Raw genomic sequence first — 20,601 nt, 5'->3', positions numbered from 1 at the left:
ACCATCGGTGCGGTCGCGCTGCCGGGCCATGAGCAGGGCATCGTCCTGCGCACCGACCAGCCGCGCGCAATCCCGCCGGCGCCCGAGAAACTGCGCATGGTCGTCTCCCGCACCCGCCCCGCCCCCCAGGCGGTCGCGGTCGCAGAGGCGCTCGGCGCCGAACTGGTGCCCATGGGCAGCGCCGGCGCCAAGGCCATGGCGGTCATCCTGGGCCAGGCCGACATCTATCTCCATGCCGGCGGCCAATATGAATGGGACAGCTGCGCGCCCGCCGCCGTCGCACTCGCTCACGGCCTCCACGCATCCCGAATCGACGGATCGCCGCTCATCTACAACCAAGAAGACACCTACATGCCCGACCTCCTCATCTGTCGGCATGAACATGCTGATGCGGTGCTGGAGGCCTTGGCCGAGATCGCGGCGCAGGCCGCCTGAAGAACAGAAGGGAAGAGGATCATGACCACCGACACCATCGGCCTCGACGCCGACGCCCTGGTCGCCGCCGCGCGCGCACAGACCGGCCTCACCGATCTGGGCGACGACGCCATATTGGAAGGTCTGGACGTGCTGGTCGATGCGATCAACCGCGAGGCCAACCTCACCGAGGCGGCGCAGGGCCGCTGGGCGCAGCAGCTGACCGCGACGCTCGCCAACCGGCTGCAGGTCGAGGACTGGCTCGCCCGCCATCCAGACCTGCTCGACGCCCCGATCGAGAAGCCGATGTTCGTCTTCGGCCTGCCGCGCACCGGCACAACCTTGACCATCAACCTGCTGAACGCAGATCCGGCCCGCCGGTCCTTCCTGCGCTGGGAAGCGTTCAATTCGGCGCCGCCCGCCGCCGCCGGCACGCTCAGCAGCGATCCGCGCTATGTCGCGGAACAGGCGCGGCTCGACATGTCGCTCAAATATGCGCCGCATATCTCGGCCATCCATCATGAGGATGCCGACAGCCCGACCGAGTGCCAGTTCGCCATGGCACCGTCCTTCTGCGCCCAATATTATGACTCGGTCCTGCACATCCCGAGCTATCAGAAATGGCTGTTCGCCACGAGCTACCTGCCCGCCTTCCGCTATCACAAGCGGCTGCTGCAATTGCTGCAGGCGGAAAATGGCGGCCGCTGGACGCTGAAGAATCCCTGGCATCCGCTGTTCCTGGACGACCTGACCAGCGTCTATCCCGACGCCCAGCTGGTGATGACCCATCGCGATCCGGCCGATGTCGTCGGCTCGGCCTGCTCCCTCGTCTATCAGGTGCGCAAGATGTTCAGCGCCGATGTCGACCCGGTCGAGGTCGGCCGCTCGCAGCTGCGCACCTTCGACCTGATGATCGAGCGGATGCTGGCCTATCGCGCCAAGCATGGCCAGGATGCGATCCACGACATCCAGTATGACGACCAGCTGCGCGACCCGATCGGCGAGATGCGCAAGCTCTATGCCCGGTTCGACGAACCGTTCACGGCGGAAGCGCAGGCCGGCATGAGCGCGATGCTGGCCGCCAATCCACAGGGCAAGCATGGCAAGCACAGCTATGACCTGGCCGATTATGGCCTCGATCGGGCGCAGATTCACGCCCATTTCAAGGCCTATACCGACCGCTTCTCGATTCCCGTGAAGGCCTGATCCGATGGCGCAGACACATCATGATCTCGCCCGCCGCTTCTTCGCCGCCCTGTCGGCGGCGGCACTGCCGGACGAATTGCTGACCGACGACATGACCGCCTGGACGACGACATCGGGCGTCGATGCACCGCGCGCATCCTATCAGCGCGGCGTGGCGATGCTGGGGTCGCTGTTCCAGGGCGGGCTGAGCTTCACCGTCGATTCGCTGACGGCGGAAGCGGACCGGGTCGCGGCCGAGGTGCGGTCGGCGGGCACACTGGTGAATGGCGAGCCCTTCGCCAATCGCTATGTCTTCCTGCTGCGCATCCGCGACGGCCGGATCGCGTCGGTCGCCGAGCATTTCAACCCGGCGCCGGTGGAAGCCCAGATCAAGCCGCTGATCCAGGCGATGATGGCGGCCAAACAGGGCTGAGCGATCAGCCCTGTTTCATGCCCTCGCTGGCCATCGCGAAGCTGTAGCGCAGATGGTCGAGATGGCCGGTCGGGACCGGTGGGAAGAGCAACGCGTCCTGCGTGTCGCGTATCCCCTCCAGCCGATCGGCGATCTGCTCGATCGTCCAGTCGGGCTGGAACACGCCGACCGTTTCCATCGTGTAGGCCCGCGCGACGCGCCCGGCCATGGCGATCAGCATCTCACCGCTGACCGCGCAATCCTGATGCGCGAGATAGCCGACGGCGGGCGCGACCAGTTCCGGGTCCATCGGCGGATAGGCGCTGGTGTCGAGCCCTTCAGCCATGCGGGTGACGGCGCCGGGCAGGATGATGTTGCTCTTCACGCCATGGGCCGCGCCTTCGATCGCGGCGACATTGGCCAGGCCGATCATCCCCGCCTTGGCGACGCTGTAATTGACCACGCCGGCATTGCCATAAAGGCCGTTGATCGATCCGGTCAGGACGATGCGGCCATAGTTCGCCGCGCACATATGTGGGAAGGCGGCGCGCACGACATGGAAGGCGCCGCGCAAATGAACGTCGAGTACCGTCTCGAAATCGGCATAGCTGAGTTCCGCTAGGCCGCCGCGCCGGACGATGCCGGCATTGTGGATGAGGATGTCGATGCTGCCGAAATGGTCGCGGGCGAGGTCGATCATCGCCTGCCCGCCTTCAGGCGTGGCGACGCTGTCGGTCGAGGCGATCGCCTGGCCCCCGGCGGCGCGGATTTCGTCCACCACCGACTGGGCCGGGCCGGCATCGGTCCCTTCGCCCTGCATGCTGACGCCGGGATCATTGACCACCACCTTCGCGCCGCGCGCCGCCAGCAGCAGCGCATAAGCCCGGCCAAGGCCACGCCCGGCGCCGGTGATCAGGGCGACGCGGTCGTCAAATCGCAGCATGATAGTCTCTCTCCCGGATGATGATTGGCGGGGAGCTTAGCGGGGGCGGTGCCGTCGCCCCAAGCGGGCGGGGAAATGATCGCTCAGGCGACGATGCCGGCGTCCCGCAGTCGGGCGATGGTGCCCGCGTCCATCCCCAGCAAGTCTGCCAGCACCGCGTCGCTATGCTCGCCCAGAACCGGCGGGGCGCTCGGCACCGGCTGCTCGGCGCCGGGGAAGCGGAAGGGACGGTTGATGATCGGGATCGTGCCCAAACTCTTATGCTCGGTCTCCACCACCATGTTGCGGGCCAGCGTCTGCGGCTGAGCCAGCGCCTCACTGATGGTCAGGATCGGCGCATGGGGCACCTGATGCGCGGCGAACAGATCGGCAAGGTCGGCCACGGTGCGGGTCTGGGTCACCGCCGACAGCAGGGCGTTCACCTCCCCCCGCCGCTCGCGCCTCTTGTCGAGCATGTCGTAGCGCGGATCGTCGGCCAGCGCGTCCAGCCCCAGCGCGGCGCAGATTTTGCCCCAGAAATGATTGGTGAGGCAGGCGATGACGATCGACCCGTCGCTGGCCGGGAAGACGCCATAGGGGACCAGATTGGGATGTTGCGATCCCTGCGGCACCGGATCCTGCCCGGTGAAGAAGCTCAATTGTGCCAGATAGCCGAGCAGGCCGATCATCCCGTCCATCAGGCTGATGTCGATCAGCCGGCCGCGCCCGGTCGCATGGCGTTCGTGCAGGGCGGCGAGGATCGCGATCGGCCCGTTGATGCCGCCGACCAGATCGCCCAGCGGCATGCCGAGCTTGGTCGGCAGCCCGCCCGGCTCACCATTGACGCTGAGCGCGCCGGACATGGCCTGGAGCACGATGTCGAAGGACGGCCGGTCCTTGAGCGGTCCGGTCATGCCGAAGCCGGAAATGGCGCAATAGATGAGGCCTGGGTTGAGCGCCGACAGCGCCTCATAGCCAAGGCCCAGCCGGTCCATCACGCCGGGCCGGTAATTTTCGATGACGATGTCGGACTTCGCCGCCAGATCGCGGGCAATCGCCAGCCCCTCGGGGGCCTTGAGGTCGAGCACGATGCTCTTCTTGCCGCGATTGACGCTGAGGAAATAATGGCTCTCGCCTTCACGCAGCGGCGGAAAGCTGCGGGTATCATCGCCGCTGCCCGGCGGCTCCACCTTGATCACCTCCGCGCCCAGATCCGCGAGCGCCAATGCAGCCGAGGGGCCGGCCAGGACGCGAGTGAAATCCAGCACCCGCACCCCGGCCAGCGGCCCTGCCCATTCACTCTTTTCGTGGCTGTCCATCATGCCTCTTTCGGTGGGCCGTCCCATCCCAAATCCTCCCCAGGGGGGAAGGAACGGCCCGCAGCGCCCGGATCAGGCCGGGCGGCTGGGCAGTTCGGCAATCGAGGTGCCGAAGGCCGAGACTTCGCCGCGATGGGTTTCCGCGCGCTGCTGGATCTCGACATATTTCTTGCCGTTCTCCTCGAACTTGCGGATCACGCTGCCGTCGATGAAGATCACGTCGCCATCGGGATTGTGGCGGCGGATCTGGCACTTGCTCTTGTGCAGGAAGCCGTCGTCGCCGATCCAGTTGGTAACCTGATGGGTCAGCCAGCTGCAGCGTTCCGGACCATAGTCATAGGCGCCCGGCGCGCCGACTTCGAGCGCGAACGCCTCGTCCCAATGGACGCGTTCCGGGCAGTCGGGCACGTTGAAGCGGTTCTTGATGCCGGTGCCGGGATGCTTCTGCTGCATCTTCCACGCCAGCTTGTTGGCGCGGATATAGAGGCCGCCCCAGCCCTGCGCGTAGCAGATGAAGCCGGTGACGGTCATCGGCCCCTTCATCATGCGCGGCAGCTCGTCGCCGACCTGCACATCTTCCCAATAACGGGGCGTGGCGCCGCGAATTTCTTCTTTCTCGTACAGCTTGTACATCTCGGCCAGCTGTTCGTCGGTGAAGGGCTCCACCCGGCCGCGGGCTTCGGTATATTTGGTGCCACGCTCGCGCGCTTCGTCGCGATCGGTGCGGAACACCCAGCTGTCGCCTTCGGCGACCTTGTCGCCCGACTGGTTGAAGAAATCGACATGATAGATCTGCTGGAAGCTGCGACCGGCGAACTTGGTCTGATGTTCGATCAGATCCTTCAAATAGGCCTCGGTGCGGATGGTGTCGTTGCGCAGCACCGGCTTGTGCCAGGTCCAGTCGGCGCCCGCCCACATCGCATGGACGCCCGACAGGCCACCGCAATAGCCCGAGATGATACGGCTGGTGGTGAACAGGAAGCTGGGCAGCGCGACCAGCGAACCATGCTTGGTCTTTTCGGCATAGGCCGGATCGCACCACAGCGGATTATCGTCACCGATACCATGGGCATAATGGCGGATCGCGTCGCGCGTGGCTTCGTAATTCCACGGTTCGACCGTATTCTCGATCTTGACGCCAATGCGCTTGCGCAGGTCGTCCAGCCCCTCCTCGGTGATCTTGGGGAATTTGTTCACGGGCGCTTCGGCCAATGTTGCCATCTCTCTTCTCCTGACTTCAGTTGGCGAGTTCGACCGCCTTGGCGGCCTCACGATCTCTCAAAATCTTGCGGTGGACCTTGCCGGCCGGCGTCTTGGGCAGGTCGGTCACGAATTCCACGATGCGGGGGAATTCATGCTGGGCGAGCTTTTCGCGGGTGAAGTCCTGCAATTCGCGGACCAGCGCGTCGCTGCCGTCGCGATTGAGGATGATGAAGGCCTTCACCACCTGGCCGCGCTTGTCGTCGGGCACGCCGATCACCGCGCATTCCAGCACCGCCTCATGCTTGAGCAGCGTATTCTCGATCTCGACCGCGCTCATCGTCCAGCCGGCCGAGATGATGACGTCGTCGGCGCGGCCGCAATGGTAAAAATAGCCGTCGGCGTCGATCTTCGCCCGGTCCTTGGTGGTTTCCCACCGGTCGCGCCGCCACAGCATCAGTTCGCCAATCTCGCCGGGGTCGCAGGCGCTGCCATCGGGGCGCTGCACTTCCAGCTTCTGGCCCGGCACCGCCTTGCCCAGCGAACCCGGCTTCACCTTGAAATCCTGCGCACCGGGATAATTGACCAGCACCACGCCAATCTCGGTCGTGCCGTACATGGAACAGGCCGGCACCTTGAAATGGGCGTCGATGAACTCCAGCGTCGCCGGGTCGATCGGCTCGCCGGTGTAGGACAGCTTATCGAAATGGAAGGCGAAGTCGGCGGCCCGGCCGCTATTCTTCATCATGCGATAATGGGTCGCGGCGGCCGACATGTTGGTGATGCCATAGGCATCCAGCGCCTGCATCAGCCGTACCGGATCGAAGCGGCCGGCAAAGGTGCCGGTGGTCACGCCCAGCCCCAGCGGCGCCAGCGTGCCATGCCACAGGCCATGACCCCAGGCCGGCGAGGAGGGGCAGAAAAATTCGTCGCCCGGCCGGATGCCGGTGCCGTAGAGGGCGGCGAACATCAAGGTCACCAGCGCGCGGTGGCTGTGCTTGACCGCCTCCGGCAGTTCGCGCGTGGTGCCCGATGTATATTGGAAGACGGCCAGGTCATTGGCCTTGGTCTTCGGGCTGTAGCTCGCCGGGAAGCGGGCAAGGTCGGCCAGCAATGCGTCGTCGGCGACGATCACGCGCGGGCCGTCCATGCTGCGCGCCAGTTCCGCCTTTTCCGCATTGGTGATGAGGATGGTCGGCTTGCAATCATCCACCCGCAGCCGCAGCGCATCCGGGCCGAACAGGGTGAAGAGCGGCACCGAGATCGCGCCGGTCTGCATCGCCCCGAACAGGCAGACATAGAAGGGCAGCGAAGGCTCCAGCATGAAGGCGATGCGTTCGCCCGGCTGAATGCCCTCAGCGTCCAGCCAATGGGCGAAGCGCGCAGCGCCTGCCGCGATCGCGTCGAAGCTCAATATCTCGTCGCGGCCGCCATCATCACCATTGGCGGCATGGGCGATGCGCACGGCGGCGCGGCCCGATCCGTCGGCATGGCGGGTGATGCATTCATGGGCAATGTTCAGGTCTTCGCGGTCGCCGTCGAACAGATCCCACAGCGCCGCTGAGGTCGCATGCGCCTGTGCATCGGCATAGCTGCGATAGTCGGTTAGCTTCGCCATCATCCCATCCCATCGGTCCGGTATTCAACCGGGCGAACGGGTCGGAAGCCCGTCGCTGCTTGCAACAAGCGATGTCACAGCGACTCATTTGTTGTAAATGGTGAATGATGTTCTATATTTCGAATGACGGGCCATCGGCGTCGCGATAGGATGACGCCATGACCGACAGCCGCACCACGCCCCGCCCGCCCTCCACCGTCCGCAAGGTCGCCAAGGCCGTGCAGGAGAGCAAGGCGCCCGCCATCGCCCGTGCCGCCGCGATCCTGCGCCTGCTGGGCAAGAGCGACCGGCCGCTCGGCGTACAGGCGATCGCCAAGGAACTGGGGCTGGTGCCCAGCACCTGCCTCTATGTGCTGCGCGCGCTGGTGGAGGAGGAACTGGTCGCCTTCGATCCCGACACCAAACGCTATGCGCTGCAGGCCGGCGTGCTGACGCTGGCGCGCAACTGGCTGCGCCGCGACGCCTTCAACGACCTTGCCCAGCCGGTGCTGGATCGGCTGGCCCAGCGCTTCGGCCTCACCATGCTGGGGGTGCAGGCGGTGGGCCTCGATCATATGATCGTCGTCGCCATGGCGCAGTCGGGCAGCGGCTTTCAGTTGAGCGCCCAAGTCGGCAGCCGCTTTCCTGCCCTCATCAGCGCCACCGGCCGCTGCATCGCCGCCTTTGGCGATTATGGCGAGAAGGAACTGAAGGCGCGGTTCGACACATTGCGCTGGGACGATCCGCCGCCCTTCGCCGACTGGATGGAGCAATTGCGCCAGACCCGCGCGCAGGGCTTCGCGGTGGACGAGGGCCAATATATTGCTGGCGTCACCGTCGTCTCCGCGCCGGTGTGGAAGGGCGCGGGCCGCCCGGTCCATGCGCTGGTGGCGATCGGCATCGGCGCCGCGCTGCAGCGCGAGGGGCTGGGCGCATTGCAACAGGCGCTGGTCGAGGCGGCGGACGCGCTCAGCGAGCAGCTCAGCGGCGACCGTCCCTTACCGGCGGCGTAACGCCAGCACGCTGCCTTCAGCGTCGCCCGACACATAGAGCGTGCCGTCCGGTCCCGCCGTCACATCGGCGAAATTGATCATCGGCCCGGCCATGTCACCGATCGACCCCAGGAATTTGGGTGTGACGCCAGCCGGCGCCCCCACCGGCAGGGCGCTGGCGATCGTCGCGCGCGCGCCGCCCGACAGGTCGGTGGCGACCAATGTCTTGGCCCGCGTATCGACGACGAACAGCTTCCCATCATGGATCGTCAGCCCTTCCGGCCGGCCGAGCCCGTCGATGATTGTCTCGCTGCGGCCGCCCGCGATGCGCAGCACGCGCCCCGCCCCGCCCTCGGCGACATAGGCTGTCCCATCCAGCGCCAGCGCCACGCCCATCGGCTTATCGAGGCCGGTGGCCAGTTCGCTGACCGCGCCATTCTCGATCGAGAGCAGCCGGCCGGTGCCATATTCGGCGACGGCCACCGCCCCGCCCGGCGCGACCGCCACACCCATCAACTGGTCGAGGCCGGTGGCGAGGAAATCGCTTTCCCCCTGCCCCGGCCGATAGCGCGCCACCGCGCCAAGCCCGGTGCTGATGATCCATTCGCCCGCCTGCGCGCCCGCCGCGACACCGCGCATATAGCCGGGACAGCCGGGGTAGAAGATCATGCCGGCCAGGGTCAGTGCCTCGCCGGGTTGCAGCGTGTAACCGAAGGTGCCGTCGGCGACGAACAGCGCGCCGTCCGCACCCATGGCCAGGCCCAGCGGCCATTGCAGTGCGCGCGGCACCACCGATCGCACCTTGCCGTCGCCCAGCAATTCGGTGATTTCGCCCGGAATGCTCGACACGAAGATGCGGTCGCCGATGAAGCTGACATTGTCGAGGCCGGGGCCAAGATCGGCCAGCACTTCGCGCGTGCCGCTCACCAGGTCGAGCCGCAGCACCTGGCCGCTGGCCACCTGCGTCGTGACGATCCGCCCCTTGCTGTCGAACTTCACCGAATCCGGCACGCCCAGATCGCCGGCCACCACCTCGGGTGCGCCGCCATTCAGGTCCACCCGCCATATCTCGTTGGCGCCCATCACGGGAAAATAGAGCTTGCCGTCCGGGCCTACCTGAAAGGCGTTCGCCATCGGCACATTGTCGAGGATGACGCGCGGTTCGCCGCCATCCAGATCCAGTTCCATGATCCGCGCGCCGATCCGGCATTCGCCCGCGATCAGCCGGCCCTGATGCCAGGTGATCGGGTTGGCGACCGGAATGTCGCCGCGCACCACCCGCACGTCGCCCGATGGCGTGCGCATCGCGACCCGGCCCTCGGTAATCTCGGTCAGATAGAGGTTGCCGGCATCATCGAACACCAGATCGTCGGGGGCGACGATGGCGCCGCCCATCGCGCTGATCGTCTCGATCGCGCCGCTGTCGACATCGATCGCGCTGACCTGGCTGCCACCGACCTGCGCGACATAGAGGCGCCCGTCCGGTCCGGTGGCCAGACCATTGGCGCCGTGCAGGCGACTGGGCGGGGTCAATCGCGCGAGGGACCAGCCCTCGGCAGCGATCGCAGCACTGGCGGCGCCATAGCGCCCGGACTGGACCGCCATCTCAGGCGTAGCCCAGCAGCGACTTCACTTCGAGATATTCGAGGAAGCCATGCTCGCCCCATTCGCGGCCATTGCCACTGCGCTTGTAACCGCCAAAGGGGGCATGGAAATCGAAGCCGCCATTGATGCTGATCCAGCCGGTGCGCATCCGCCGGGCGACGGCACGGCACTGGTCCACATCCGTGCCGCTGACATAGCCGGCGAGACCGAAATTGCTGTCATTGGCGATCGCCACCGCATGGTCGATATCATCATAGCCGATGATCACCAGCACCGGGCCGAAGATTTCTTCGCGCGCGATCACCATGTCGTTGGTGCCGACGAACACGGTCGGCTTCACGAACCAGCCCTTGTCGATCCCGTCCGGGCGACCGGCGCCGCCGGCGATCAGGGTCGCGCCCTCGTCCAGGCCCTTCTGAATATAGTCCTGGATGATGTTGTATTGGCTCTTCGACACGACCGGACCCATGGCGACATTGCCGGTCGGATCGCCGACCGTCACCGCGTCCGCTGCGCCCTTGGCCGCCGCGATCACCTCATCCATGCGCGCTGCCGGCACCAGCAGGCGCGATCCCGCGCTACAGGTCTGGCCCGAATTGCCCATCATGCCGCCGGTCGCGCCCGCGACATTGGCGGCCAGCGCGCCATCGTCGAGCACGATGAAAGCGCTCTTGCCGCCCAGTTCCAGCCCGACCCGCTTGATCGTGGTCGCGGCATCCTTCTGAATCTGCACGCCGACCGGCTCGGAGCCGGTGAAGGACACCATGTCGACATCCTCATGGGTGGAAAGCGCCGTGCCAATCACGCTGCCGCTGCCCTGCACCATGTTGAACACGCCCGCCGGCACGCCCGCCGTATCGAGAATTTCGGCCAGGATCTGGGCCGAGAAAGGCGCCAGTTGTGGCGGCTTCAGGATCATGGTGCAGCCGGTCGCCAGCGCCGGGAAAATCTTCACGCAGGTCTGGTTCATTGGCCAGTTCCACGGCGTGATGAGCGCGCAGACGCCGATCGGCTCGCGCGCGATCATCGTCGCGCCATGCTGTTCGTCGAACTTGAATTCGCGCAGCACCTCGATCGCGGTCTGCAGATGCCCCGCCCCCAGGCCGACATGGAAGCCATGGGCGAGCGAGGACGGCGCACCCATTTCCTCGATGATCGCGTCGCCCAATTCGGCCTGGCGCCGCGCATATTCCGCCTGGATGGCGAGCAGCAGGTCGAGCCGCTGTTCGCGCGTGGTCTGCGACCAGCTGGCAAAGGCCTTGCGCGCGGCGGCGACCGCCTTGTTCACATCGGCCACGCCGCCGAGCGAGATGGTGCCGGCCACCGCCTCGGTCGCCGGGTTGATGACATCCGCGGTCTTCGGTTCGACCGGGGCGACCCACTGGCCGTCGATATAGAAGTTCCGATAGTCGCGCATGTCGATGTCCCATCCTCTCCAAAATCCTCCCCTTGAAGGGGAAGTGGCTGGCCAAAGGCCAGACGGAGGGGTGTGTCCGCCAGGGAGACACCCCTCCACCGCCTGCGGCGGTCCCCCTCCCCTTATCCGGGAAGGAAGGGCGTTTTACTGGGTGCCTTCGGCGTACCAGGTGCGGAATTCGGCATATTTCGGCATTTCTTCCGAATTGGCCTTGGGGTCGATCACGACATGGACGACGCCCGGCTTGCCGCTGGCATAGGCACGCGCGATCGCCGGCTTGATGTCCTCCGCGCGGGTCACATATTCGCCGTGGCAGCCAAAGCCCTCGCCGATCTTGTCGAAGCGGACTTCCTTGCTCCAATGGGTGCCGGTTTCTTCCGTGCCCTGGCCGAAGGTGCGCTTGTAGACGCCCACTTCCAGGCCCCACTGATTATCCACGCCGACGACGCAGACCAGCGGCAGCTTGGTGCGCACCGCCACTTCCAGTTCGGCGATATGGAACATGAAGCTGCTGTCGGAGGTCAGCAACAGGCCCGGACGGCTGACGCCGGTGGCCGCCTTGTCCGCCAGCATCGCGCCGGTCGCATAGGGAATGCCGGTGCCGATATGACCGAAATTCTGGTTCCAGATGACGTCATTCGGCTTGCACTGCGAATAGGTCCACTGGAAGATCACGCCGGCACCGCCGTCGCGGATCAGGATGCCGTCCTTGGGGAAGGCCTCGGTCGCTTCCACCGCCAGACGGGCGGGATGGATCGGCAGGTCGCCGGTGCCGTCGCTCTTGGTGCGCGATTCCGCCGCCAGTTCGTCCAGTTCCGCCTGGCCATCACGCATGAAGGCTTCCAGCATCGGCGCGGGTGCGCGCGGCGTATCCTTCAGCGCCTCGACCAGCTGCGGCACGACGCCGCGCAGGTCACCGACCAGCGGCACGTCGATCGGGCGGTTGACGCCGATCGCGGCGGGATCCTGCTCGACATAGATCCACTTGCGGATCGCTTCATTCTTCATCCAGTAGCGCCACTTGCCGAAATGGACCGGCTCGCCCAGTTCGGTGCCCAGCGCCAACACCAGATCCGATTCCGTGACCGCCTCGATCGACGCCTTGGAGAAGACATATTGGAAGGTGCGATCTTCCAGCCCCTTGATATAGCTGGTGCCGCCCGAAGTCTGGATCACCGGGCAGTTCATGAGGTCCGCCAGTTCCTTCACCGCCGCGCCCGAGCGCGAGGTGTGGACGGCATGGCCGACCAGCAGGATCGGGTTCTTGGCGGCGCGGATCAGGTCGGCCGCTTCCTTGACCCGGTCGATGTCCGCGCCCTGGTTGACCAGGCGATAGCGATCGGGCGCCAGCGGCGCGGGCAGGTCCAGCTCTTCCAGGATGATGTGGCTGGGATATTCGATATAGACCGGGCCGGGGGTGCCACCCATCGCCTTGCGGATGCCCTCGCGCACGACCTCGTCGGTCTGGTCGGCATATTCGATCGAGGCAGCATATTTGACACTATTCTCGAACAAGGGCATCTGCTTCACGAACTGGATGCGGCCGCGACGGACACGCTGTTCGGTGACGCGGGCGCGCTGGCCCGACAGGAAGATGACCGGCGAATTTTCGACCAGCGCGCACTGGATGGCGGGCGCCATATTGGCGATGCCCGGCCCCAGCGTGCCGATCGCGACGGCCGGCTTGCCGGTGATGCGCGACGCGGCCTCGGCCATGAAGCCGGCTGCGGCTTCATGATGGGGCGCAACCACGGTCCAGCCGCGCCGTTCGGCCTCCAGGAACATGTGGACGAAATTCGGGTCGGGAATGCCGAACAGCGTGTTGATGCCTTCGGCCTCGAACAGGTCCAGCATCCGCTTGTAGACCGGCGTGCCCTTCTTGTCGGTGGCGTTCACGTTGACGGCGGACTTGGGATCGTCATAGCTCATTTGAGTAACCTCGGTGCGCCCGTACCCATGTACGTGGCTAGGTTGCGGTGGAAATTGGTGATCTTGCGTTCCTGGTGGGGGTTGGGCAGCGGTCCGCGGAAGCCGCGCGACTTCATGCCCTTCTGCACCCATTCCATGTTCGAGAAATCCTGGGCGAGGACGGCGCCCCAGCCCTCGGCGGTGGCCTCCGTCTCTTCCCATTCGGTGACCGGCACTTCACCTTCGGGAAAGCGCTCGATCGCGTAGGATTCAAAGATGCACATGTCGGGATCGTCGCCATAGGGACGGGTGCGGTAGCAAAGGGCGAAGGTGATCCCCTGCAGCACCGACATGTTGGGAAAGACGTGCCAGGCAAGCCCCGCCTCGGCCATCACCTCGGGCGGGATTTCCGGCCAGATAACGCCGCGCGCGGCATCGTCCGCCTTGGCGGATTTCAGCCAATGGGCGATGACGTCGCCCGCCGCCGTGCCCTCGGGCAGTTCGTCGACCAGCCGGCTGGCCGCATTGACCAAGGTCTCGGTCGAGGCGGCATAGTTCAGCGTCTCGTAATTTTCGCGGATCAGCTCATAGGTGGAGCGGCGCGGATCGTCGCCCTTGCCGGCGCGGGTGACGCTGCTGCTCTGGCTCATCTGGAAGGCCGGGTCGCGCTGGTCGAAACCGCTCACCCCATGCAGGCCATAAGCCGCGCTGTATGCGTAATAATCGCCATAATCGAGCAGCTGGGTATGGGTGCCCGCGACATGATAAGGCTCCATGAAAGCCTCCAGAGCGGTCTTCCAATTGGCCGGATAGACCACCCATTTGCGCCATTTGTAGCGCATCTTGTCCATTTCGAAGTGGGACAGGATGCGGCCGGCATCGCCCAGGAAATCGATCAGCGGCTCGGCATTGAGGTCCATATGGATCCAGATCCAGCCGCCCCATGTGTCGATCTTCACATCCGACAGGCGGGTGCATTCGGCATTGAGCGCGCCCTGCCAGTCCTGCGGGTCGAGGATGTAGGTGTTGTTGCCCTCGGTATCGAAGGTCCAGCCATGGAAGCCGCAGACGAAGCTGCGCCGGTTCTTGCCGCGCACCGAATGCACGTCCTTGGGCACGTCGACCAGTTGGCGGCCGCGATGCGGACAGACATTGAAGAAGGCGCGCAACGTGTCGGGCGCGGTCCGCACGATGATGATCGACTCATCGCAAATGTCGTAGGTCATCCAGTCGCCGACATCGGGCAGTTCCTCGACCCGCGCCGCCATCTGCCAGACATGGGGCCACAGCTTTTCCTTCTCCGCCAGGGCATAGTCCTTCGACAGGAATGCCTCGGTCGGGTAGGTCAGCGGCTTGGCCAGTGCCTCCACATCGATATTGTCGATCTTGCTCATGGCATCCTCCTGCAACGTCCGCGTTGCCCGATGGGTACGGCCCGCGAGTCTGCTCGCCGGGTCCGCAAGGACAATATTTTCAACCTGCCTATCGCAACTGGCGGGAGCGTCCCAAGGGAAGAGCGGCGAGCGCCACGAACCATCCCCGGGGCGATCCGGCCCATGGCTCAGGACCGCAATTCCATGCCGTCGAGATCACCCTTCGCGCGCCAGTCCTGCACCAGTTTCTGGAATGCGCCCCAGCCCGGTCCATAGCTGCGGAACAGTGCCCAGGGCGCCTTCACCTGGCCTTCATTGGTGAAATAGCTGGGGGTGCATTCCTGCTGGAAGGCGGTCATGTCGATTTCCATTTCCTCGAAATGGCGGACATAATCCTCCTGCCCCTGCAGGGTGGTCTCGACCACCTTGGCGCCCTTATCCATCACCGCATGGATGATATGGGCGATATGCTCCGCCTGGCGGCCGAACTGTTCGGTCACGCTGGCGTTGAGGCCGCCTTGGATATAGCCGATGAAGAACTGGTTGGGGAAACCATGGGTCATGGTGCCGTGCAGGGTGCGCGGGCCATTGGCCCAATGATCGTAGATGGACAGGCCATCGCGTCCCTCGACCGCATCGATGCCCCAGCGGCGCTTCAGCTCGCTCGTCACCTCGAAGCCGCTGGCGAAGATGATGCAGTCGACCTCATATTCGACGCCGCCCGACACGAAGCCCTTCTCGGTGATCTTCTCCAGCCCCTTGCTGTCGGCAACGTCGATCAGCGTGACATTGGGCCGGTTGAAGGTCGGGTAGAACTCATTGCTCGACAGCGGACGCTTGCAGAGGAAGCGATACCAGGGCTTCAGGGCCTCGGCCGTCGCCTTGTCATCGACCATCTCGTCGACGCGGGCGCGCAGCCGCTCCATCACGCGATAATCGACCACCTCGCGCTTGGCCATAAACTGCTCGATCGACATTTCCGGCCAGCCTTCGGCTTCCAGTTCGGCCGACAGGTTGCGGGCAATCTCGGTCCAGATGTCGCAGATCAGATCCGGCTCGCCCGGCGCAAAGGACTCCATTGCGGCGCGGTGGAAATTGGCCTGGCGATCGGCCTGCCAGCCGGGCTGGAGCGACGCCGCCCAGTCGGCATCCGTCGCCGGATTGGGGCGTTCGTCCACGGTCGATGGCGTGCGCTGGATGACATAGAGCTGTTTGGCGTAGCGGCCGAGATAGGGCACCGCCTGGATCGCGGTCGCGCCGGTGCCAATGATGGCGACGCGCTTGTCGGCCAGCTTGTCGAGCACCGGATTGGCATAGCTGCCGCCGCTATAGTCATAGTCCCAGCGGGCAGTGTGGAAGATCTTGCCCTTGAAGCTGTTGATGCCGGCGATGCCGGGCAGCTTGGGCATGTTGAGCACGCCGCAGCCCATCACCACGAAACGGGCCAGCAGTTCGTCGCCCCGACTGGTGCCGACGCGCCAGCGCTGGATCGTCTCGTCCCATTTCAGCGAGGTGATGAGGGTGTGGAACAGCGCCTTGTCGGCGAAACCGAAGCTTTCGGCGATCTGGCGGCAATAGGCCTGGATCTCCGCGCCGTCGGCGAATTTCTTCGACGGCATGAAGCCGGTTTCTTCCAGCAGCGGCAGATAGCAATAGGCGTCATTGTCGCACTGGATGCCGGGATAGCGGTTCCAGTACCAGACGCCGCCGAAATCGCCGCCATGGTCGATATTGCGGAAATTGGTGACGCCCTGTTTGGTCAGGTGATAGCCGGCGAGCAGGCCGGCAAAGCCCGCGCCCAGCACCACGACATCCAGTTCCTCGACGATCGGGTCACGCGCGACGACCGGCATATGCGGGTCGACGTCATAGCTGTGCGTCGTGTCGTCGGTGGTCGGCTGATATTGGCCTTCCCGGTCGGCGCGCATCCGCTTGTCGCGCTCGGCGCGATATTTCTCGCGCAGGGTCGGGATATCGAATGTGTCAGCCGCAGGCGTCTGCGTCGGCTTGCAGGTCATGACCTCTCCTGGGGATCGCTGTTCTCGCCATTTTGTTAATCAACACATATGTTGACTTGCAATGGCGGAGCGGCGGGCCGGCGCTGTTAGCGCTGTGGCGATCCCTTGGCGGCCTTCTGGCCGCGACGCTGCCCCGAAAATGGGCAGTCAGCGGGAGAGGTAGTCAGTCGTCAGCTGGCGCGCCGATCAGGCGGCGCGGGCCAGCTTTTCTTCCTTGGCGACCGGGAAGGTCACGACGTCGGCCGAAACCGGCTCGGCAGCGGGGGTCCGCGCGGCGATATAACGCTCGGCGGTGACGACGTCCCGGCGATAGGCGAAATAGAGCGAGATGAGCGAAAACATAAGAACCTCAGACAAGAATATTGCTGCGTCGCAGCATCGAGGTTCATCTGGTCCTCCCCGGCTTTTTTCGCAAATGCAAAGGCGCCAAGGCCAGTTGCACGAAACGCCATCGACCGGTTGCGCGCCTTGCAACGGCAACCGGTCGATCGCGATCAGACCCGGCCAGTGACCGGGATCAGCGCGCCGGTGATCGGCGCAGCGGCGGGCGACAGCAGGAAGGCGATCACCCCTCCCAACGCCTCGGGCGAGACCCAGCGGCTGGCATCCGCGTCGGGCATGTCGGCGCGGTTGGCCGGCGTGTCGATGATGCTGGGCAGCACCGCATTCACGCGCACGCCCGCATCCTTCAGTTCTTCGGCCAGCGCTTCGGTCAGGCGCGCCACGCCGGCCTTGGACGCGGCATAGGCGCCCATGCCGGCCGCCGCCTTAACCGAGGCCGCCGCGCCGATATTGACGATCGCCCCGCCGCCATCGCGCAGCAGCGGCAACAGCGCGCGAGTCGCGATCAGCGTGGTGCGGACATTCATGCCATAGAGCCGGTCCCAGGTGGCGACAGAGCCATCCTCCACCGTCTCCCAGCTGAAACCGCCGGCAATATTAACCAGCGCGTCGAGGCCGCCCAGCGCTTCGCCGATCTTGTCCGCCGCGCCGGCCACCGCCTGCTCGTCGGACAGGTCAACGCCGCCCAGCGCCAGGTCGACGCCATCGGCCGGCACATCGCCCAGATCGATACCCGCCACCGTCCAGCCGGCCGCGCGCAGCACCTGCACCGCCGCCCGGCCCAGCGCACCGGCCGCGCCGGTTACCGCCACCACTCCCGCCATCATCATCCCCTTTCGATAGTCTGCGTCAGATCCCGGACATGCACAGATATTTGATCTCGACATAGTCCTCGATGCCATGGCGCGATCCTTCGCGGCCCATGCCCGATTCCTTGATGCCCCCGAACGGCGCGACCTCGGTCGAGATAAGGCCGGTGTTGATGCCGACCATGCCGACCTCCAGCGCCTCGCCCACGCGCCAGGCGCGCGACAGGTCGCGGGTGTAGAAATAGCCCGACAGGCCGACCTCGGTGGCGTTGGCCAGCGCCACCGCCTCCTCTTCCGTGTCGAACAGGAAGAGCGCGGCGAGCGGCCCGAACGTCTCCTCGTCGGCCAGCTTCATCTCCGGCGTGCAGCCGCTGATGATGGTCGGCTCGAAGAAGCTGTGGCCCAGCTTGTGGCGATGCCCACCGCTCACCAGCGTGCCGCCCTTGGCCAGCGCGTCGGCGACATGTTCCTCGACCTTCTCGACCGCCTTCTCGTCGATCAGCGGCCCCTGGGTCACGCCCGCTTCCGTGCCCGGCCCGACCTTCAGCTTCGCGACGGCCGCCTTCAGCTTCTCGGCAAAGGCCGGCGCGACGTCGCGCTGGACAAGGATGCGGTTGACGCAGACGCAGGTCTGGCCGCTGTTGCGATATTTGGACGCGATCGCGCCTTCGACCGCCGCATCCAGATCGGCGTCGGCAAAGACGATGAAGGGCGCATTGCCGCCCAGTTCCATCGACAGCTTCTTCATCGTCGGCGCGCATTGCGCCATCAGCGTCTTGCCAACCTCGGTCGATCCGGTGAAGCTCAGCTTGCGCACCAGCGGGTTGCCGGTCAGTTCCGCGCCGATCACCCGCGACGATCCGGTGACGACGTTGAACACCCCCTTGGGCACGCCCGCCCGCTCGGCCAGAACGGCGAGCGCCAGCGCGGTCAGCGGCGTCTGGGTGGCGGGCTTCAGCACCATGGTGCAGCCCGCCGCTAGCGCCGGTGCCGCCTTGCGCGTGATCATCGCGGCGGGGAAATTCCACGGCGTGATCGCGGCGACCACGCCCACCGGCTGCTTGATGACGACGATGCGGCTGTCGGCGCGGTGGCTGGGAATGATCTCGCCATAGATGCGCTTGGCCTCTTCGCCGAACCATTCGATGAAGCTGGCCGCATAGGCGATCTCGCCCTTGGCCTCGGTCAGCGCCTTGCCCTGCTCGCGGGTCAGGATCATCGCCAGGTCATCCTGATGCGCGATCAGCAGTTCGAACCAGCGGCGCAATATGCGCGACCGCTCACCCGCCGTCTTCGCCTTCCACTCTGGCAGCGCCGCCTCCGCCGCCTCGATCGCCGCGCGCGTCCCCGCCTCGTCGATCGCGGGAATGCCGGCCAGCCGCTCGTCCGTCGCAGGATCGGTCACGTCGATGCTGGCAGCGCCGATCCACTGGCCGTCGACATAGCATTGTTCGCGCAGCAGGCTGGGGTCGGCAAGGGCTATGGTCATCGGATCACCTTCTTCGGCAGGATGTAGGGCAGCGGGCACAGGGCGCGCCCGTCGCTGCGTCCAACGCAGCATGGCCCCATTTCGATGCGAAGGTGGGATGCGCGGCAGGCGGCGTCAACGTGGACAGAATGTCCCCGCCCAAGGATCGACCCCGCGATGCGCGCTATTGGGGAATATGCGGCGCCCGCCGATTGACCAGAGGCCGCTGATAGGAAGGATCGCTCTTGTCCCGTGCCGGCGCGCCATTGGCATGCAGGTCCAGCACGTCGCCGAACGGCAGCGGCAGGGTCGGCACCAGCCCGGACCATTCGATCATGTTGGTGCGCAGCACAATCTTCCACTGGCCATCGCGCCGTTCCAGCCGGTCGAGATAGCGGCCCCCGGCGATCCAGTTGCTCTCGTCCCGGTTGCGGCCGACGAACAGATAATAGGTTTCGGCATGGGCGCTGTCGCCGTCGATATCGATCGTCATGTTGAGCAGATTATGATGGGTCGCCACCTGCCCGCCCTCGTGCAGGGCGCTGGCCCAGGCATAAAGCGCATCGGGCGCGCCGACGAAGCTGCCCGCCGCGACGGTGGCATCGTCATGAAAGGCCGACAGGAACAGGGCGCGGTCGAACCGGTCCATACCCCGGCTGAACCGGGTCAGGCAGTCGACAATATCCTGCCGGTCGAGCAGCGCGTCGATCCGCGCCTGGCGATCCGCGGCCATCCTATGCCTCCGTCCGCGGGGCGATCGGCTGCCAGATCGGTGCGCCGCGCTCGGCCCGCAGCGACGGGATGGTCTTCCCGTCGACATCGGTGATGCCATAATCCTGCGCCAGTTCGGCGGTGATGAAGGTGCCCCCCGATCGCGCCATGATCGCCGGATCGGCGAGCAGCGCGGCGATCACCCGGCCGGGAAATTCGGGCGAGCAGCCGACCAGCGGATTGGTGACGGTCAGCGCCTTCATCGCCGGATTGGCGGCAATGTTGCGCTGTGCCCGCTCGGTCATGGTCAGCCCCTGCCATAGCGCGAGCGAGGCGACACCATAAGGCTGCAACTCGATCGCCATATCGCGCGCCATGCGGTCGACCGCCGACTTGGCAGTGCCGAACACGACGCCATAGGTATAGGTCACGCCGACATAGCCCGATATCGCGACGATCAGCCCCGAACCCTGCGGCACCATCATCTGCGCGGCATGGCGCGCCGCGACGAAATTGGAGCGCACGCCGACATCGACCATGTCCCAGTTGGACAAGGGCTTTTCCCAGAAGCTGCCCGGCACGGTCAGATCCTCGGGGATCGCAAAGGCATTATTGACCAGCAGGTCGAGCCGCCCCTGCTCGCGCTGCACCTGGTCGAACAGCGCGGCCACCTGTGCATCGTCGCCATGATCGACCTGCACCGCAATGCCCCGGCCACCGCGCGCATCGCATTGCGCCGCCGTCTCGCCGACCGTGCCCGGCAGTTCATGGTCGCCCGCCTTGACCGTGCGCCCGGTGACATAGACGGTCGCCCCCTGCTCGGCGAGCGCCAGCGCCATGCCCTTGCCGATGCCCCGGCTTGCGCCGGTCACGATCGCGACCTTGCCGTCCAGCGGTTTCATGATCCTC

18 protein-coding genes are annotated in these 20,601 nt (G+C 65.6%); 4 read left to right on the top strand and 14 right to left on the bottom strand.

The window, feature by feature from the left end:
• The 3 genes from A0U87_RS11540 to A0U87_RS11530 form a co-directional block, all read left to right on the top strand.
• Positions 1-435 (top strand): inositol monophosphatase family protein (locus tag A0U87_RS11540; RefSeq protein ID WP_276609695.1); only part of this gene is annotated, 435 nt, incomplete at its 5' end.
• Between the two features lie 21 nt (positions 436-456).
• Positions 457-1,620: a sulfotransferase gene (locus tag A0U87_RS11535; RefSeq protein WP_048939193.1), complete on the top strand. Its 1,164-nt coding sequence runs from the start codon at positions 457-459 to the stop codon at positions 1,618-1,620.
• A gap of 4 nt (positions 1,621-1,624) precedes the next feature.
• The gene (locus A0U87_RS11530) at positions 1,625-2,032 is read left to right on the top strand and encodes a nuclear transport factor 2 family protein (protein WP_048939194.1); all 408 of its coding nucleotides are present in this window, start codon (positions 1,625-1,627) and stop codon (positions 2,030-2,032) included.
• A gap of 4 nt (positions 2,033-2,036) precedes the next feature.
• On the opposite strand, the gene A0U87_RS11525 is transcribed toward A0U87_RS11530, so the two are convergent.
• The 4 genes from A0U87_RS11525 to A0U87_RS11510 form a co-directional block, all read right to left on the bottom strand.
• Complete coding sequence (locus tag A0U87_RS11525) at positions 2,037-2,954, bottom strand: SDR family NAD(P)-dependent oxidoreductase (RefSeq protein WP_048939195.1); 918 nt, start codon at positions 2,952-2,954, stop codon at positions 2,037-2,039.
• An 83-nt stretch (positions 2,955-3,037) separates the two neighbouring features.
• Complete coding sequence (locus tag A0U87_RS11520; protein ID WP_234415704.1) at positions 3,038-4,255, bottom strand: CoA transferase; 1,218 nt, start codon at positions 4,253-4,255, stop codon at positions 3,038-3,040.
• 69 nt (positions 4,256-4,324) lie between these two features.
• Positions 4,325-5,473 (bottom strand): MaoC family dehydratase N-terminal domain-containing protein, encoded by a 1,149-nt coding sequence (locus A0U87_RS11515; RefSeq protein WP_048939197.1) that lies wholly within the window; start codon positions 5,471-5,473, stop codon positions 4,325-4,327.
• A 16-nt stretch (positions 5,474-5,489) separates the two neighbouring features.
• Complete coding sequence (locus tag A0U87_RS11510; RefSeq protein WP_048939216.1) at positions 5,490-7,070, bottom strand: AMP-binding protein; 1,581 nt, start codon at positions 7,068-7,070, stop codon at positions 5,490-5,492.
• 158 nt (positions 7,071-7,228) lie between these two features.
• Between A0U87_RS11510 and A0U87_RS11505 the strand changes: the two genes are divergently transcribed.
• A complete protein-coding gene (locus A0U87_RS11505) occupies positions 7,229-8,062 on the top strand; it encodes an IclR family transcriptional regulator (RefSeq protein WP_037521968.1) in 834 nt (277 codons plus the stop codon).
• On the opposite strand, the gene A0U87_RS11500 is transcribed toward A0U87_RS11505, so the two are convergent.
• From A0U87_RS11500 to A0U87_RS11460, 10 genes are all read right to left on the bottom strand, one after another.
• Positions 8,048-9,646: an SMP-30/gluconolactonase/LRE family protein gene (locus A0U87_RS11500; protein ID WP_048939198.1), complete on the bottom strand. Its 1,599-nt coding sequence runs from the start codon at positions 9,644-9,646 to the stop codon at positions 8,048-8,050. The two genes, A0U87_RS11505 and A0U87_RS11500, sit on opposite strands and share 15 nt — an antisense overlap.
• A 1-nt stretch (position 9,647) precedes the next feature.
• Positions 9,648-11,063, bottom strand: a complete 1,416-nt coding sequence (locus A0U87_RS11495; RefSeq protein WP_048939199.1) for an aldehyde dehydrogenase family protein — start codon at positions 11,061-11,063, stop codon at positions 9,648-9,650.
• A gap of 144 nt (positions 11,064-11,207) precedes the next feature.
• Positions 11,208-12,992, bottom strand: coding sequence for a thiamine pyrophosphate-binding protein (locus tag A0U87_RS11490; protein ID WP_122928411.1), 1,785 nt, complete (start codon positions 12,990-12,992; stop codon positions 11,208-11,210).
• Positions 12,989-14,365 (bottom strand): aromatic ring-hydroxylating dioxygenase subunit alpha, encoded by a 1,377-nt coding sequence (locus A0U87_RS11485; RefSeq protein ID WP_048939217.1) that lies wholly within the window; start codon positions 14,363-14,365, stop codon positions 12,989-12,991. The genes A0U87_RS11490 and A0U87_RS11485 overlap by 4 nt, the downstream gene beginning before the upstream one ends.
• Positions 14,366-14,532: 167 nt before the next feature.
• On the bottom strand, positions 14,533-16,362 hold the full coding sequence (locus A0U87_RS11480) for an NAD(P)/FAD-dependent oxidoreductase (protein ID WP_048939201.1): 1,830 nt from the start codon (positions 16,360-16,362) through the stop codon (positions 14,533-14,535).
• A 186-nt stretch (positions 16,363-16,548) separates the two neighbouring features.
• Positions 16,549-16,704, bottom strand: a complete 156-nt coding sequence (locus A0U87_RS26185) for a hypothetical protein (RefSeq protein WP_170978388.1) — start codon at positions 16,702-16,704, stop codon at positions 16,549-16,551.
• A gap of 152 nt (positions 16,705-16,856) precedes the next feature.
• The gene (locus A0U87_RS11475; RefSeq protein WP_048939202.1) at positions 16,857-17,534 is read right to left on the bottom strand and encodes an SDR family NAD(P)-dependent oxidoreductase; all 678 of its coding nucleotides are present in this window, start codon (positions 17,532-17,534) and stop codon (positions 16,857-16,859) included.
• Positions 17,535-17,553: 19 nt separating this feature from the next.
• Positions 17,554-19,002 (bottom strand): NAD-dependent succinate-semialdehyde dehydrogenase, encoded by a 1,449-nt coding sequence (locus tag A0U87_RS11470; RefSeq protein WP_048939203.1) that lies wholly within the window; start codon positions 19,000-19,002, stop codon positions 17,554-17,556.
• Between the two features lie 163 nt (positions 19,003-19,165).
• On the bottom strand, positions 19,166-19,714 hold the full coding sequence (locus tag A0U87_RS11465) for a nuclear transport factor 2 family protein (RefSeq protein WP_048939204.1): 549 nt from the start codon (positions 19,712-19,714) through the stop codon (positions 19,166-19,168).
• Position 19,715: 1 nt separating this feature from the next.
• Complete coding sequence (locus A0U87_RS11460) at positions 19,716-20,594, bottom strand: SDR family NAD(P)-dependent oxidoreductase (RefSeq protein ID WP_048939205.1); 879 nt, start codon at positions 20,592-20,594, stop codon at positions 19,716-19,718.
• Positions 20,595-20,601: the final 7 nt, after the last annotated feature.

Origin of the sequence: Sphingobium sp. MP9-4 (assembly GCF_005281675.1) — a bacterium.
Lineage (GTDB): Bacteria > Pseudomonadota > Alphaproteobacteria > Sphingomonadales > Sphingomonadaceae > Sphingobium > Sphingobium yanoikuyae.
The sequence above is the reverse complement of the archived record's forward strand: the minus strand, read 5'-3'. Positions and strand labels throughout refer to the sequence as shown.

What these genes read in the sequence shown, in the direction of transcription:
- A0U87_RS11535 (WP_048939193.1), top strand. Translation starts at nt 457, where the DNA reads ATGACCACCGACACCATCGGCCTCGACGCCGACGCCCTGGTCGCCGCC.
- A0U87_RS11530 (WP_048939194.1), top strand. Translation starts at nt 1,625, where the DNA reads ATGGCGCAGACACATCATGATCTCGCCCGCCGCTTCTTCGCCGCCCTG.
- A0U87_RS11525 (WP_048939195.1), bottom strand. Translation starts at nt 2,954, where the DNA reads ATGCTGCGATTTGACGACCGCGTCGCCCTGATCACCGGCGCCGGGCGT.
- A0U87_RS11520 (WP_234415704.1), bottom strand. Translation starts at nt 4,255, where the DNA reads ATGATGGACAGCCACGAAAAGAGTGAATGGGCAGGGCCGCTGGCCGGG.
- A0U87_RS11515 (WP_048939197.1), bottom strand. Translation starts at nt 5,473, where the DNA reads ATGGCAACATTGGCCGAAGCGCCCGTGAACAAATTCCCCAAGATCACC.
- A0U87_RS11510 (WP_048939216.1), bottom strand. Translation starts at nt 7,070, where the DNA reads ATGGCGAAGCTAACCGACTATCGCAGCTATGCCGATGCACAGGCGCAT.
- A0U87_RS11505 (WP_037521968.1), top strand. Translation starts at nt 7,229, where the DNA reads ATGACCGACAGCCGCACCACGCCCCGCCCGCCCTCCACCGTCCGCAAG.
- A0U87_RS11500 (WP_048939198.1), bottom strand. Translation starts at nt 9,646, where the DNA reads ATGGCGGTCCAGTCCGGGCGCTATGGCGCCGCCAGTGCTGCGATCGCT.
- A0U87_RS11495 (WP_048939199.1), bottom strand. Translation starts at nt 11,063, where the DNA reads ATGCGCGACTATCGGAACTTCTATATCGACGGCCAGTGGGTCGCCCCG.
- A0U87_RS11490 (WP_122928411.1), bottom strand. Translation starts at nt 12,992, where the DNA reads ATGAGCTATGACGATCCCAAGTCCGCCGTCAACGTGAACGCCACCGAC.
- A0U87_RS11485 (WP_048939217.1), bottom strand. Translation starts at nt 14,365, where the DNA reads ATGAGCAAGATCGACAATATCGATGTGGAGGCACTGGCCAAGCCGCTG.
- A0U87_RS11480 (WP_048939201.1), bottom strand. Translation starts at nt 16,362, where the DNA reads ATGACCTGCAAGCCGACGCAGACGCCTGCGGCTGACACATTCGATATC.
- A0U87_RS26185 (WP_170978388.1), bottom strand. Translation starts at nt 16,704, where the DNA reads ATGTTTTCGCTCATCTCGCTCTATTTCGCCTATCGCCGGGACGTCGTC.
- A0U87_RS11475 (WP_048939202.1), bottom strand. Translation starts at nt 17,534, where the DNA reads ATGATGATGGCGGGAGTGGTGGCGGTAACCGGCGCGGCCGGTGCGCTG.
- A0U87_RS11470 (WP_048939203.1), bottom strand. Translation starts at nt 19,002, where the DNA reads ATGACCATAGCCCTTGCCGACCCCAGCCTGCTGCGCGAACAATGCTAT.
- A0U87_RS11465 (WP_048939204.1), bottom strand. Translation starts at nt 19,714, where the DNA reads ATGGCCGCGGATCGCCAGGCGCGGATCGACGCGCTGCTCGACCGGCAG.
- A0U87_RS11460 (WP_048939205.1), bottom strand. Translation starts at nt 20,594, where the DNA reads ATGAAACCGCTGGACGGCAAGGTCGCGATCGTGACCGGCGCAAGCCGG.